The 15,362-nt window shown below is 39.0% G+C and carries 12 protein-coding genes and 2 tRNA genes; 10 read left to right on the top strand and 4 right to left on the bottom strand.

Going from position 1 to position 15,362, the window contains the following annotated elements; translation table 11 throughout:
• The first annotated feature begins 75 nt into the window (after positions 1–75).
• Positions 76–2,415, top strand: a complete 2,340-nt coding sequence (locus tag HRT55_RS18180; protein WP_291623501.1) for an FdhF/YdeP family oxidoreductase — start codon at positions 76–78, stop codon at positions 2,413–2,415.
• On the opposite strand, the gene HRT55_RS18175 is transcribed toward HRT55_RS18180, so the two are convergent.
• Positions 2,412–3,437: a formate dehydrogenase accessory sulfurtransferase FdhD gene (locus tag HRT55_RS18175; RefSeq protein ID WP_291623500.1), complete on the bottom strand. Its 1,026-nt coding sequence runs from the start codon at positions 3,435–3,437 to the stop codon at positions 2,412–2,414. The genes HRT55_RS18180 and HRT55_RS18175 overlap by 4 nt on opposite strands.
• A gap of 741 nt (positions 3,438–4,178) precedes the next feature.
• Between HRT55_RS18175 and HRT55_RS18170 the strand changes: the two genes are divergently transcribed.
• The 4 genes from HRT55_RS18170 to alr all read left to right on the top strand — a co-directional run bounded on the left by HRT55_RS18170 (position 4,179) and on the right by alr (position 8,106).
• On the top strand, positions 4,179–5,291 hold the full coding sequence (locus HRT55_RS18170; protein ID WP_291623499.1) for an NAD(P)/FAD-dependent oxidoreductase: 1,113 nt from the start codon (positions 4,179–4,181) through the stop codon (positions 5,289–5,291).
• A gap of 173 nt (positions 5,292–5,464) precedes the next feature.
• Positions 5,465–6,094, top strand: coding sequence for a hypothetical protein (locus HRT55_RS18165; protein WP_291623498.1), 630 nt, complete (start codon positions 5,465–5,467; stop codon positions 6,092–6,094).
• A 173-nt stretch (positions 6,095–6,267) separates the two neighbouring features.
• Positions 6,268–6,729 carry a GGDEF domain-containing protein gene (locus tag HRT55_RS18160; protein WP_291623497.1) on the top strand — a complete coding sequence of 154 codons (462 nt, stop codon included), beginning with the start codon at positions 6,268–6,270 and terminating at the stop codon, positions 6,727–6,729.
• Positions 6,730–7,023: 294 nt separating this feature from the next.
• A complete protein-coding gene (gene alr / locus HRT55_RS18155) occupies positions 7,024–8,106 on the top strand; it encodes an alanine racemase (RefSeq protein WP_291623496.1) in 1,083 nt (360 codons plus the stop codon).
• Between the two features lie 11 nt (positions 8,107–8,117).
• On the opposite strand, the gene queE is transcribed toward alr, so the two are convergent.
• Positions 8,118–8,786 (bottom strand): 7-carboxy-7-deazaguanine synthase QueE, encoded by a 669-nt coding sequence (gene queE / locus HRT55_RS18150; protein WP_291623633.1) that lies wholly within the window; start codon positions 8,784–8,786, stop codon positions 8,118–8,120.
• 140 nt (positions 8,787–8,926) lie between these two features.
• Between queE and queC the strand changes: the two genes are divergently transcribed.
• From queC to HRT55_RS18135, 3 genes are all read left to right on the top strand, one after another.
• A complete protein-coding gene (gene queC / locus HRT55_RS18145) occupies positions 8,927–9,583 on the top strand; it encodes a 7-cyano-7-deazaguanine synthase QueC (protein ID WP_291623495.1) in 657 nt (218 codons plus the stop codon).
• 44 nt (positions 9,584–9,627) lie between these two features.
• Entirely contained in the window at positions 9,628–10,602 is a 975-nt protein-coding gene (locus tag HRT55_RS18140) for an ion transporter (protein ID WP_291623494.1), read from the top strand.
• A 179-nt stretch (positions 10,603–10,781) separates the two neighbouring features.
• Positions 10,782–10,994 carry a hypothetical protein gene (locus HRT55_RS18135; protein WP_291614760.1) on the top strand — a complete coding sequence of 71 codons (213 nt, stop codon included), beginning with the start codon at positions 10,782–10,784 and terminating at the stop codon, positions 10,992–10,994.
• A 67-nt stretch (positions 10,995–11,061) separates the two neighbouring features.
• Here the strand turns inward: HRT55_RS18135 and uvrB are convergent, their stop codons facing one another.
• Positions 11,062–13,083, bottom strand: a complete 2,022-nt coding sequence (uvrB, locus tag HRT55_RS18130) for an excinuclease ABC subunit UvrB (RefSeq protein WP_291623493.1) — start codon at positions 13,081–13,083, stop codon at positions 11,062–11,064.
• Positions 13,080–14,468, bottom strand: a complete 1,389-nt coding sequence (locus tag HRT55_RS18125; RefSeq protein ID WP_291623492.1) for an MATE family efflux transporter — start codon at positions 14,466–14,468, stop codon at positions 13,080–13,082. Before HRT55_RS18125 ends, uvrB begins: the two co-directional genes overlap by 4 nt.
• A gap of 639 nt (positions 14,469–15,107) precedes the next feature.
• On the opposite strand from HRT55_RS18125, the gene HRT55_RS18120 reads away from it, so the two are divergent.
• A tRNA-Asn gene (locus tag HRT55_RS18120) sits at positions 15,108–15,183 on the top strand.
• A gap of 104 nt (positions 15,184–15,287) precedes the next feature.
• A tRNA-Asn gene (locus tag HRT55_RS18115) sits at positions 15,288–15,360 on the top strand.
• Positions 15,361–15,362: the final 2 nt, after the last annotated feature.

The raw sequence follows: 15,362 nt of genomic DNA, 5'->3' as shown, positions 1-15,362 counted from the left end.
GTTATACCAAACAGTTTAATTCTCGCTAAGTGATGAGTAAATTAGTTCAATTGGTATTATTTCAAGGTGAATTTTGTGTCTGAGCATTTTAGTAAAAAACCCAACAAAGCCGGTGGTTTGTCATCATTAACCTCGACCTTAAAACACATTATTCAAAGCCAACAACCGCAGACTAATGTCAAAAACTTATTAAGAGCAAATAAAGATAAAGGCTTTGATTGTCCCGGTTGTGCTTGGGGTGATGAAAAAGAAGGTTTACTGCAGTTTTGTGAAAATGGCGCCAAAGCCATTGCTTGGGAGTCTACCAGTAAAAAAGTCGACGCTGAATTTTTCGCCCAGCATAGTGTCAGCCAGTTACAAAAACAAAGTGATTATTGGTTAGAGTACCAAGGTCGGTTAACACAGCCGATGAAATACAATAAAGACACAGATCATTACCAGCCTATTGACTGGCAAGATGCCTATCAATTGATAGCAGATAAACTCAACAGTTTAGATTCGCCCAATGAAGCAGAGTTTTATACTTCGGGTCGCGCCAGCAATGAAGCCTCGTTCCTCTATCAATTATTTGGCCGACTTTTTGGTACTAATAATTTTCCTGACTGTTCAAATATGTGTCACGAAGCCAGCGGTGTTGCCTTAAATGAAGCCATTGGCATTGGCAAAGGCACGGTAGTATTAGACGACTTTAACCATGCCGATGCTATATTTGTTTTTGGCCAAAATCCAGGTACCAACCATCCGAGGATGATGAATGCCTTGCGTAAGGCCGCACGCGGCGGCTGCAAAATAGTAAGCTTTAACAATTTAAAAGAAGTGGCACTGGAACGTTTTGCTAGCCCGCAAGACCCGATAGAATTATTGACCTCTAAAGCAACGACTATCAGTCATGCTTATTTCACCCCAAAACTCGGCGGTGATATGGCGGCTGTTCGCGGCATGGTCAAAATTATTCTCGCCCGTAACGCCGAGCACATAGCCAACAACGAGCCAGCGATAATCGATAATGATTTTATTACCGAGCACTGCCAAGATTTTGAGCAATATCAGCAAGTAGTTAACGACACATCTTGGCAAGAAATCGAACAACAATCTGGGCTATCGTTTGAGCAGTTAACGCAAGCTGCTGAGGTATTTTTGAACGCAAATAAGGTCATTTGTACCTGGGCAATGGGCATCACTCAACACAAACATTCTGTCGCTACCATTCAAGAAATTGTTAACTTACAATTGTTGTCTGGCAATATTGGCAAACAAGGCGCCGGCTTGTGTCCAGTTCGTGGTCATTCCAATGTGCAAGGTAATCGCACCATGGGCATCAATGAAAAACCAACCGCCGCATTTATCGAGCAACTTTCTCAAGCCGTTAATACGCCATTACCGAAAGAAAAAGGTCATAACGTTTATTATGCGTTAACTGCTTTGCTGAATAAAACCAGTAAGGTATTGATTTGTTTAGGTGGAAACATCGCCCAAGCCGCACCCGATACCAAGCAAACCCATCAAGCGTTAAAGAATACCGAGTTGAATGTGCAAATAAGCACTAAGCTCAACCGTAGCCATTTATGTATAGGTCAAGACGCACTGATCCTGCCCTGTTTAGGCCGTACCGAAATAGATAACCAAGCCACGGGAGAGCAGTTTATTACCGTGGAAGATACTTTTAGCATGGTGCATGCCTCGCAAGGTAACGTTGTGCCCCTAGCAAATACAATGCACTCTGAAACTGCCATTGTCGCCGATATCGCTGAGGCAACCTTAACTAAAGGTAAGACTAACGGCGGAACTAACAGCACCATTAACTGGCAACAGCTAAAAGGAAATTACGACTTTATTCGTGACTTGATTGAACAAGCCATTCCAGGGTTTACCGATTTTAATCTACAGCTTGAACAACCAGGTGGTTTCTATCTTGGTAACAGTGCGGCACAATTAAAATGGCACAATGCGCAAGAAAAAGCTTTGTTTTCTGCTAATTGTCTACCAACAAGTATTATCAATATCTCAAAAGACAAATTAGATGAGCTACAAAACAACAAACAGCCACTTTATACTTTACAATCGTTGCGTTCACACGATCAATACAATACCACCATCTATGGCATGGACGATCGATACCGTGGCGTTAGTAACGCCAGAAATGTATTATTTATCAATAAAAAAGATGCTTTAAAACAGGGTTTTAAAAATAACGATTATGTCGACATTACCTCTATTTGGTCTGATAACCAAGATCGAACGGTAACTAACTTCATGCTCTGTTTTTATGAGATCCCAAGAGGAAATCTAGCGGCATATTACCCAGAAACTAATCCGCTGGTACCACTAGATAGTTTTGGTGATCGCTCTTATACACCAACATCAAAATCAGTGGCGGTGATCATCAACAAAGCAAAAAACCCACCACTGATTTAGCCGTCGTTATTACTTAAGCGCCAGTCACCATGATAGACATTAAAACCTTTAGCACTAACAAAACCAATCAAGGTTAAATCAAATTGCTTGGCCGCTTGTATGGCAAGGTCTGAAGGTGCGCCAACACCGACTAAAACATTAATGCCAGCCATAATCGTTTTTTGTACTATTTCAAAGCTAATGCGGCCACTAACAAGTAATAATCGTAATGGTGCTGATGGCGATAAGTCATCACGGTTACCCTGCGCTAACTTATCTTTAGCTGTACTAGATATGGATGTAGATGTTAATAAGGCGCCGACAACTTTATCGACCGCGTTATGACGACCGATATCTTCATAGATATGCCGTAAAGTTAATTGCTTATTTAACTGTTGCTCAAACTCTCGTTCAATCTTGTTTTTAAATGCTAGATCAACTTCTAACATAAATAAGGCAGCGCCATGTACGCCACCCGTTTTATCAAATAGAGCTTGTTCTCTACGCATTTTACTGGACAATAAAAGTAATGATTGGGCCGCTAAGGCATGTTTATGTTCAGTAAAAGTTAAATTTATCGCTGTTTTTAATTGCAGTGTTTTTAATGAAGTGCTGCCACACAGACCACAGCTCGAATAACTAATAATATACCGCTCTAATGAGGATAAATCTGGGGTAAAACCAGTAATAAACTGTACAAGCCACTCGTTTTGCCAACCTTCTCCAGTAACATCTTCTGAGGCTAACTTTATTGATTCAATATCACTAAGCTGCTTTATCACTCCTTCACTATGTAATAACCCAGTTATTAATAACTTATCGTGTCCTGGAGTACGCATTGTAATAGTGAATACGGTATTTTTCACTACGCCTTGTTCGAGCCAAGATAAAGTGATCTGTAGAGGTTGCTCAACAATAACCACATCCGTTGTGATTTTCCTTATCAGCTTGCCCTGATTTTCTTCTCCAGCTTCAGGTGAAAACATATAACTCACCTTATGGATGGTTTTGGTCGAATATTCAGGGTTTTCAGTCTTTTTCATATGAATTTTATTACTGTTTTAATTGTGCTGTATTAATGAAAGTTTACCGCCTAACGGTAAAACTTCAAAGCTGCAGTTTCATTGTTTAACGACTAATAAGCTAAATATTGTATAGCTTTTAATGCATAGCAATTTATTAAAGCTAAATTAGCATTATTCTAGCCTCAGTAGTTTACTCAGGAACTCTTTGTAAACGTCATCTTCGAAGTCTCTGATCGAAGATCCATTACTATTTAGCCCCTGAATTCAGGACAATAAGCTCAGGACAATAAGCTCAGGAGAATGTGCATCCTGCATTCTCTAATAAAGTACTTCCTGTACCGTCTAATAAGTGCCATCCATGGCACGTCCGATTAAAACACCACGGGGATGACGCTCCGGAGCCAAGTGCATAGGCATGTTATTCTATCGATATTATACTTGGGGCCGTTGAATCTACCGATATTATTGATAAAGTGATTTATTCCAGCTTTTTACCGTTATTGCCTGCTCAAGTAACGCTCCAAGACTTTGGCTTATTCGACAATGCCAGCAGCATATTACCTTTAATAGGAGGCGATAAAGGCTCTAGTTAATAACAAGGTTAAAAGTTAACTACAATTCAACTGATAACTTAATTGAAAACTTAACTAAAAACTTAATTGAAAAGCTAAGTAGATGTTTGTTTTTTCGCTATAATTAGCCCACTTATCGTCACACTTACTCCCAAGGTAAAGTGTGCAGGTTATAACTAAGGATATTATGGACAAGGTCAATGTGCTCATTGTTGGTGCTGGTGTTATTGGCTTAGCCATCGCGGCAAAACTCAGTCAACAGTTCAATGATGTGTTAGTTATTGATAAAAACGCTAGTTTTGGTGAGGAAACCAGTAGCCGTAACAGTGAAGTGATTCATGCCGGTATTTACTATCCGAAAAATAGCCTAAAAGCTAAATTCTGTGTACAAGGTAAAGCCATGCTTTATCAATATTGCCAAGAGCGTCATATCCCAGTAAATAAAATTGGTAAGTTATTGGTTGCCCAAGGTGCAGAAGAAGAAGCTTATCTCAAACATACACTGATCAGCGCTCGAAATAATGGTGTTGATGATCTAACTTGGCTTACTCAAGCAGAGTTACAAGAACTCGAGCCTGAATTACTTGCTAGCGCTGCCCTGCGTTCACCTTCAACAGGTATAATCGACAGCCATGCTTATATGCAAAGCTTATTAGCCCAAGCTGAACAAAATAACGCCATGTTCGTTGCCAAAACTAAACTGATTAGTGCGGTACCAAAAAAAGAGGGTTTTGAGGTCAGCTTAGATAGCCAAGGTGAGCTGCTATCAATACGCTGTAATTATTTAATTAATTGCGCTGGCTTACACAGCGAATCATTAGCCCATACTATCAAGGGCTTAGATAAAGCACTTATTCCCAAGTTACATTGGTGTCGTGGCCATTATTTTTCTTATCAAGGTCAAAGCCCGTTTAAACAGTTAATTTATCCTATTCCTCGGGATAATGGCCTAGGTATTCATGCTTCGTTAGATATGGGCGGACAATTAAAATTTGGCCCTGATACCCAGTATATTGAACATTTAGATTACGATTTTCCTGAGCAACTAAAAACAAAATTTCTTAAGCAGGTATCGCAATATTTCCCGAATATCGATGCCAATAAATTACAACCTGCTTATGCTGGCATTCGGCCAAAACTTCAGGGAAAAGATGACAGTTTTAAAGATTTTGTTATTCAAACCAGTGAAGTACACCAGCTCAAAGGCCTGATCAACTTATTTGGTATTGATTCCCCAGGGCTAACATCTAGCTTAGCTATTGCTAATTATGTTGCTGAGCAGCTAAAAATTGTTTCATAGCGATTGATCTATGATATTGAAAGTCGAGTCCGATTGGAATTATTGCTAATGCTGTATTACTTTTAAAGTATCAACTACTTTTAATTTTTTACTACGTTTGTGCTAAAATCCGCCCTTAGCTGCTCAGATTTTAGTACTTGAGTACAATTACCGGTTTTAAGGATACTTCTTCTATGCGAAAATTAAAGGACACCACACAAAAGGAATTTTATGCTGTCATCGCACTTATATCTTCCACCTTAATCATTCTTGCTTTACTGCTTCTCAATATAGAAAAAATCAAAACAATCAACTTAAACTCAGCAACTATTAACGCGGTTGATGATCGTACCGTATTGGGCAGTTCAATCGCTAATGCTGTTAAAACCAATCAAGGTATTGAATTTTCGTGTCAAGTTACCAAATCTCATCTCAAACAACCTTTTTGTCAGTTAATCATTGATGTACAGGATTTAAGCAAACAAGCGCCCTTCACTGGTTTAGACTTATCCAATTATCAGCAAATTGGTTTATGGATAAAACATAATCATCCCTCACAACCAGGCACCCGTATTGAATTACGTAATTTTAATGCGGATTACTCGGTTCAAGAAGATGAAAAAAGCCTAAAATATAACAGTTTAGAATATTTAGAAGCCTATGTTACTAACCCCATTTGGTTAAAACTAAACGACTTCTCTATCCCGCAATGGTGGAGTAACAGCCATAATTTAACCTTATCTCAGGCGGTACCGACTTTACCAATGTTTATAGCATCGCCATCACACCCAGTACACAGGTACAAGAAGGAAGCTATAAATTAACCATTGAACGTATCGAACTTAAAGGCAAGTATGTTGGCACAACAACCCTGATTGCAATATTAATAGCACTGTGGAGCTTTGCGTTCGGCTATCTAATCCATCGCGCTAATAGCCCGAAGAAGCTAGCAAGCAAGATTCCAGCACAACCGGCACCAGCCATTGCATTTGGCGCTATGAGTTGCTCATTAACTGGCGCACTGAATCGTATTGGTTTGAGAAAATGTTTTGATCAACTTACACCTACGGATTTACAAAATTTAAGCATTATCTTTCTTAATATAGATAATTACCAAGATCTTTCTCCGAATTACGGCCAACCAATGGCGGATAAAATTTTACAGCTGTTTGTCGGTGAAATTAATATCACTTGTCGCTCTAGTGATACGCTAGTTCGCTGGAATACAGAAGAGTTTTTATTGGCTTGCCCTGACACAACACTTGCTCAAGCAGTAGCAGTAGCGGATAAAATTAGAGCGAATATTGTCGACTCAGCTTGGCCAAAGGGAATTCAACTATCTTGTAGTACCGGTGTGGCGCAAATGCATGATGAAGATCTGAATCATTTTGTTGCCCGTGCTAATAAAGCGCTTTATAAAGCAAAAAATACCGGTAGTAATAGAACTGCTGCCGCCTAGCATTGCTTTACTAGGTCAGTGTTTACTTTGTCGGGGTTTTGCCTTTCTGTGCTGATGTTTTTAAGCGCATCAACTAAGTCTGCTTGCCTGCTCATGAAGTTATCTCGTTATGGTTATCTAATCTTTTTTATACAAAATTCGTTAACTAATCATTAAATTACAATTAAGCTAAGGTGATTATAGTTCTCATGCTACACTGATAACTCATAATAAATAGTGAAATTAACGACCTTTCCCCTTGTCGAACTAATTTTATTTTCGCCACTTTCATCCGTTAATCAGCAACCATATTACATGAGCTATACCTCCAGACTTACTCAAGCAGTTATCGACTTAGATGCCCTGATTAAAAACTATCAATATATTGATAGTCTCGCCAGTAAAAGCAATACCATTGCCGTGATTAAAGCCGATGCCTACGGGCATGATGCCAATAAAGTGGCTCAGGCTTTAAGCGCCCAAGTTAATACCTTTGCCGTTGGTTTTATTGATGAGGCTCTAGCCTTACGCAGTGATGGAATTACGAACACTGTACTTATTCTTGAAGGGCCTTTTAAAGAAAGTGACTTTGACTTAGCGCGAAAAAATAATTTTACGTTAATGCTGCACAGTGAGTATCAAATACAGTGGCTGAAGTCTTTTAAACCTGAGTTTTCTGGTGATATATGGCTAAAAGTTGATACTGGTATGAATCGCTTAGGCTTTCACCTTGAGCAAGTCGACCACATAATGGCGCAACTCTCAATCAAACAACGAAAAGATTTAGTACTCTGCTCTCATTTTTCCACAGCTGAGCAAATTGACAATATAAAACCTGTCGAGCAACTGGCAAAATTAAAGCAATTAGTGTCACAGTATCATTGTAAATTTAGCATGGCTAACTCTGCGGGTATTTTAAATTGGCCAGCAAGTCATGGCGATCATACTCGCTTAGGCTTGGCACTTTATGGTGTTTCTCCCATTGGTGACACCCCTTTGAGTCAGCCGCTCATTCCTGTGATGACCTTACAAGCCAATATTATTGCTATACATACAGTAAAAGTGGGTGAAACTGTCGGTTATGGCGATACTTGGCAAGCAAAGCGAGAAACAATTATTGCCACCGTTGCCATTGGTTATGCCGATGGCTACCCACGTAATGCCAAATCGGGCACGCCAGTATTTCTTAAGGGCAAAGTTGCGCCGCTGATCGGTCGTGTGTCAATGGATATGATCACGGTAGATATCACCGACGTAGAAGACATTATCATCGGTGATAGCGTGGAGTTGTGGGGTAAAAATATAAGTATTGATACCGTTGCTCAATACAGCGATACCATTAATTATGAGTTGTTAACTCGCGTGTCAAAGCGAGTACCAAAAGTAGTTGCTGAATAACTTAATCTAGATTATTCAATACCAATATATTTGTGCATCTGTACCGATAAACGCCAGTTATTAGCGATACAAGTTTCAATGGCTAATTCAGTCGCTCGCTGCTTTTGACTAATGGGCTGTAAGTAAATAGCGGTATTTTTTACCTGATGCAGCGCCAATAAAGCTTTTAAGTCATCGACATGTTGCTCTGTAGCAATGGGATGCTTGATTTCATTCGCTCGAGCCATAGCACTGGCTAAAACTTCATAACCACCACGCATATTAACCTTAGGCGAAACTGTTACCCAACACTTTGCTGTGGTGATAATCTCAAAGGTACCCGAGGTTTCAATTTGTGTACTGTAACCTTGTTGCTCAAGTAATTCACACAGTGGTGTTAAATCGACCATGCAAGGCTCTCCGCCTGTAATTACAATGTGTTTTGCTCGAAACTGTTTTTCTTGAAACAATGCTAAAATATCAGCGGCACTAAAGTTAGACCACTGAGAAGTTTCTGATTTTTTAGCTAACATAGTCTCATGACTGACTTCGTCATCAAGGTCAATCTCCCAAGTATGCTTAGTATCACACCACGAACATCCGACAGGACACCCCTGCAGTCTAATGAAAATTGACGGTTGCCCGGTAAAAGATCCCTCTCCTTGAAGCGTTTCAAAAAGCTCATTAATTTTATAATTCATGGGTATTGTGGTTTTCTCTTCTGCATTGTGGTGTGTTTTATTGGCTGCGGTGTTCAATTTATGCTTTAGCCTATTGTTTATTTCAAGTAAAATAATAGGTCATATTTATTATACCTTAGATCAATTAAGAGAGCTTTCAAATGGCTGAAAAAGTTGTTGTTATTTATTCTGGTGGCATGGATTCCTTTACTGTATTAAACCGTGCAAAAAAAGACGGTAAAGAAGTATTTGCTTTATCTTTTGACTATGGTCAGCGTCATGTGAAGGAGTTAGAGTGCGCTAGTACTGTCTGTAATAAACTCGGGGTTAATCATAAAGTCGTTGATATATCTGCGATTAACCAATTACTTGCTGGCTCGTCTCTGACCGATGATATCGATATTCCCGAAGGTCACTATGAAGATGAATCGATGAAATCAACCGTAGTGCCCAATCGTAATATGGTGTTAATTTCTTTAGCTGTTGCTTATGCGGTATCTGTAGGCGCAAGCCGAGTTTATTATGGCGCACACTCAGGCGACCACGCAATTTATCCGGATTGTCGACCTGAATTTGTTGAGAAGATGAATGATGTTTGTAAAATAGCTAATTACGAAAGTGTCGAAATTTTTAGTCCTTATTTGACAGTAAACAAATCAGCCATTCTTACCGATGGTATTTCCATGGGTCTAGATTACAGTGATACTTGGACTTGTTACAATGGACGAGAAAATGCCTGTGGAAAATGTAGTGCCTGCGAAGAGCGCTTAGAAGCTTTCGCAGATAATAATGTTACCGACCCTATCGCTTACGAATAAAACTCTCAGGAAATCATCAATTAGGCATCTAAAAAAGCGAAACTATGACTCAATCAACGTTAGAAACAAGTGTAACAAAAAATGCTTTAGGTCAATCTTATCGGGCTAAGGCGTATCTGTTGCTCGAAAGCCAATCAAATCTAAGTATTGCGGCGAAAAGTATTAACTTTTTCTTGATTGTACTTATCATGACTAATGTTATTGCCACTATCTTTGAGTCAGAGTCATATTACCATGAGCAATATTTGTTTGAGTTCGCTTTAATCGAATTTATCTCTTTATCGATATTTTGCGCCGAATATTTAATACGCGTATGGTGCTGCGTTGAAGCAGAAGAGTATAGCCAATTAGCGAATAGTAAAGCCCGTTTAAAGTATGTTTTTACCCCTATTGCCTTGATCGATCTTATTGCCATTCTACCTTTTATAATCGCGATGTTCTTTAGCATTGATTTACGCTCATTACGTTTAATTAGGGTGTTACGTTTATTAAAGCTAACGCATTATTTTAAAGGCTTTAATATTTTTATTAGCGTTATAACTAAAGAGTTTCAAAGTATTACTGCTGCCATTATGGTGATGGTATTCCTTATTATCATTGCCGCTAGTTTAATGCATACCATTGAAGGGCATGCTCAACCTGAAACCTTTGGTAGCATTTTACGCGCTCTTTGGTGGTCTGTTGTCACTATGACTACCGTAGGTTATGGCGATGTAGTACCTATTACCGTTATTGGTAAAGTGATTGCCACTATTATCATGCTTATTGGTGTCGGACTCGTAGCTCTACCTGCAGGCATGTTAGCGGCAAGATTTGGAGAAGAGCTTAGAGAGCGTAAGGAAAATCTCGATAGTAAGATAAAAGTGGCTTTAACCGATGGCTATATTGACCAAAAAGAGTATCAAGACTTAGCAAACTTGGCGGATAAACTCGAAATCGACCAAGAGGACTTTAAACGTAGTATTGAGCTGTTAAAGCAGGGTAATCACCACGCCAAATGCCCTCATTGCGGGAAATAAGCAATCAAATTGTCAATTCTTCATTCACCGTCAATAATTAACATAATGGTTTTTAATAACTTATCCGTCTATAGATTATTATCTTCCATTGATTTGCTTTTAAGACAAAAAATTTATAACCGCTAGGACGCTTTAGCCCTAGACTTATAGGGTATTCAATGAAAATTTGAGGTTGTCTTATGAGTTCTATTTGGAAGTACCAAGCAAGGCGTTTAAAGCAGATGATTGATGCAAATAATGAAACTCAAGCCCATCTCTATATGGAGCGGTTACTATTATTTCCAATCGATATTCAAGATAAAATAATAGAAGATATTAGTCACCTTCCCCATTGCAATAGTGATGCTGTTGCGACTATTCTTGGGCATTATTCAATATTTGAACTAAAGTAGCTTAGATAGCTACTTTAGTTGCATTACTTACATTAGTCACATTGTGGGATATGGAAATTAGAAAACACTAGCTTGATAATTGCTGTATCCGCAGTTTGGCAATGTTGTCGCGTACTGCGGCAGCTTGTTCAAACTCTAAATTTTGTGCATGATTTTGCATAACTTTTTCAAGCCCCTCTATTTTAGTATCTATTTGCGCAGTAGTTAGTAGAGGCTCTTCTGCTTGCTGGTTAATATGATAATTTGCATTCGCTTCTGCTACCTTATCCAGTGATTTAGCATCACTATAACTGCCAACATCCATAACATCGGTGATAGTACTAGTAACGCCTTTCGGGGTGATGTTGTTATCTAAATTATATTGATGCTGTTTATCTCTGCGTCGATCGGTTTCATCTATAGCACGTTGCATTGAACCCGTAACTCTGCCGGCATATAAAATTGCTCGACCATTGATATTACGTGCTGCGCGGCCAATAGTTTGAATCAAAGAACGCTCAGAGCGTAAAAATCCTTCTTTATCAGCATCTAAAATCGCTACTAAAGAGACTTCCGGCATATCTAAGCCTTCACGAAGTAAGTTGATGCCAACTAAGACATCAAACTTACCCAACCTAAAATCTCGTATAATCTCAACCCGTTCAACGGTATCAACATCTGAATGTAAGTAACGGGTTTTAATACCGTGTTCATCCAAATAATCGGTTAAGTCTTCCGCCATACGTTTAGTTAACGTTGTTGCTAATACTCTTTCATTTAATGGTAAACGTTTATGTATCTCTGATAACAAGTCATCTACTTGTGTCTCAACAGGTCTCACTTCAATTTGTGGATCAAGTAAACCTGTCGGTCTAACCACTTGCTCGGCAATATCACCAGCAGACTTTTCTAATTCATAGTTACTTGGCGTGGCAGAAACATAAATGGTTTGTGGAGAAAGAGCTTCAAATTCATCAAACTTCATTGGTCGGTTATCTAAGGCCGAGGGGAGGCGAAAGCCATATTCCACTAAATTTTCTTTACGGGATCTATCACCTTTATACATAGCGCCAATTTGAGGCACGGTAACATGAGATTCATCAATGATAAGTAAACCATCATCGGGTAAATAATCAAATAATGTTGGTGGAGCATCACCTTGATCTCTACCCGATAAATAGCGAGAATAGTTCTCTATACCCGAGCAATAGCCAAGCTCTGTCATCATTTCAATATCAAATTGGGTTCGTTGAGTAAGACGTTGCTCTTCGACTAACTTATTATTGTCTTTGAGCTGCTGTGATCTGTGTTTAAGCTCAATTTTAATTTTCTCAACGGCTGCGACAATTTTTTCTCTAGGTGTCGCATAGTGTGTTTTAGGATAGACAGTGACACGAGCCAGAGTTCTTTCAACTTGACCCGTTAGTGGATCAAATTGACTAATGCGCTCTATTTCTTCATCAAATAACTCAATGCGTAATGCTAAACGGTCTGACTCAGCGGGAAAAATATCAATCACATCACCGCGCACTCTATAAGTTGCTCGCGCAAAAGCGACATCATTACGCTTATATTGCAGCTCGGCAAGACGGCGTAAAATGTCACGCTGATTAATAATGTCACCTTGGCTAATATGTAACATCATCTTTAAATAAGAGTCAGGATCGCCCAAGCCATATATTGCAGACACAGAAGCAATAATAATCACGTCACGACGCTCTAATAAAGCCTTAGTCGCCGATAAACGCATTTGCTCAATATGTTCATTTACTGACGCGTCTTTTTCAATAAAAGTATCCGTAGTTGGCACATACGCTTCAGGTTGATAATAATCATAATAAGAAACAAAATACTCAACAGCATTATTAGGAAAGAACTCCTTCATCTCACCATAGAGTTGTGCAGCCAAGGTTTTATTCGGTGCTAAAATCATGGTGGGCCGATTAAGTTTTTCCATCACATTAGCAATGGTAAAAGTTTTACCTGAGCCTGTAACACCTAACAGGGTTTGATGGGCTAAGCCCGATTCAATACCTTCTAACAGTTGTTTTATTGCTCTTGGTTGATCACCACTGGGGGTATAATTTGAGCAAAGGGTTAGATTTTTCATACCACTTGCTCCTCTGAGTCAGGCTCAACTTGAGTAAATTGTTTAGTAAATAGTCGATACGAAATCATAGCCATTAATATATTACCTAATAAAGCGCCAGCAAAAAGGCCTGCTAAGCCGTAAATTAAGCTACCTAAATAAGCTAATGGTAAATAACAAACAAATAGTCGTACCACACTCAATCCTAAAGCAATCATAGGTTTATGCAGCGCATTGAAGGATGAATTAGTTAAGATTATAATGCCTTGTAAACCATATCCCAATGGCAGTATCCAAAGGAAGAGTTTAATTAAGTCCGCGACTTCAGCCTCTTTGGCAAAAATACTGGCGATCCAATGCGCGCCAACAGCCAATAAAATATAAATGAGAATTTGCCAGACTAGGATAAACTTTATCGCTACCTTGTAAGCTTCTTCTACCCTATGCAATTGTCCTGCGCCGAAGTTTTGGCTTATGAAAGGCGGTAGCGTCATAGAGAGAGCAAGCACTATCAAACAAGCTATTGATTCAAGTCGTGAACCCACGCCAAAAGCTGCGACAGCGGATTCACCATAGGTGGCTACAATGGCTGTCATTATGGCCGCAGCAATAGGCGTTAGCATATTAGCACCTGCTGCAGGTAAACCAATTTTCAATATATCTCGACAAGAAGAAAGCAACTCTTTTAATGGCAACATACTGGTATGAATAAGATCATGCTTTTTAGTTAATATGTACAAGACAAAGCCTAAGCCAAACAGCCAAGAGATCAGGGTAGCAATTGCCGCCCCTTGTATTCCCATGGCAGGTACTGGACCAAAACCAAAAATAAAAATGGGATCAAGTACTGCGTTAATAAGCCCGGCACTGCCCATAATAATACTTGGTGTTTTAGTATCTCCAGAGGCACGTAAAACAGCATTACCTATCATAGGTCCAATTAAACAAACACTACCTATATACCAAATATCCATATATTGATGGATTAAAGGTAATAAAGATGGCTGGGCGCCAAGTAGGGTAAATAAAGGGTCGGTAATTAAATAGCCGACAAAAGATAAACATGCAACGATAATTGCGGCTAAATACATTGCTGCTGTTGCAGCATTTTTTGCTGATCGGGTATCTTTTTTACCTAAAAATTTAGCGATAACGGCAGAGGTCCCTATTCCCAGGCCAATAGTTAAACTCAGTACGGTGAAGGTAACAGGAAAGGTAAAACTTATTGCAGCCAGGGGTTGCGTGCCGAGAAGACTGACAAAAAATGTATCGACTAAATTGAAGGTCATCAATAACACCATGCCATAAATCATTGGAATGGTCATACGCTTTAGTGTAATAGCTACCGGATCTTCAAGTAGGTTAACTTGCTTGTTATTTTTTGGGGCAATATCTGTTTTGGTCATTTAATTACTATCGTGATTCTAATGGTAAGACAAGGTAAATTATATGCAGCGATGTATTGTAAAAGATTAACGTACTTTTACCTAGCGTAGATTTATTCGTTTAACTTGGGTTTATCCGTAAGTAGCCGCCGATAAGTTACTTATTAAATCTGATGACTATTAAATAAGTCTATAAGCAAAACTTAACAGTAGGGTAAGCAACGTGCTTATGTGAATAAGGAAATACAACAACACACAGATAAAATGCTAGATGGGCTCTTTGTTCAAAATTCAGCCTAAATCATCAATAAAAGGCAAAATCAAATTAAGTTATTGAAAAGGTTGCACTAATTAATTACACCAAAATAGATTGACATCAAGCTAAGCCAAACAAACAGTTATTGTTACGCTAACTTACACTTTAATCCACATAGTTATCCACAGGAATTGTGGGTAACTAAATTTCCCCCCTTTTTACTGTCTAAAAAATTACCATTTCTGAACAAGTGTAAAAATCAGCCTAAAAGTGCTGCAAAAGCCTCTCTTCTGAACACATTTCCAGCAAGCAAATATTTTTTTAGGGTTTTATTGTTTTTGTGTTGACACTTAGGCCACAGGTCTTTAATATTCCGCCCCGTTAGCCACTGAGGTTAACGAGATTCCCCAATAGCTCAGTTGGTAGAGCGATGGACTGTTAATCCATGTGTCACTGGTTCGAGCCCAGTTTGGGGAGCCACATTATAGAGTTAGCGATAATAACCAAATATCGGTAACTGGATTTCTAAGTTTAACTTAGAAACAAGTTTACACTTCAATGATAAACAGAAGTTAAAAGTTTATTCCCCAATAGCTCAGTTGGTAGAGCGATGGACTGTTAATCCATGTGTCACTGGTTCGAGCCCAGTTTGGGGAGCC

The organism is Colwellia sp., assembly GCF_013214175.1.
GTDB lineage: Bacteria > Pseudomonadota > Gammaproteobacteria > Enterobacterales > Alteromonadaceae > Colwellia.
This window is presented reverse-complemented; position numbering and strand designations above follow the sequence as displayed.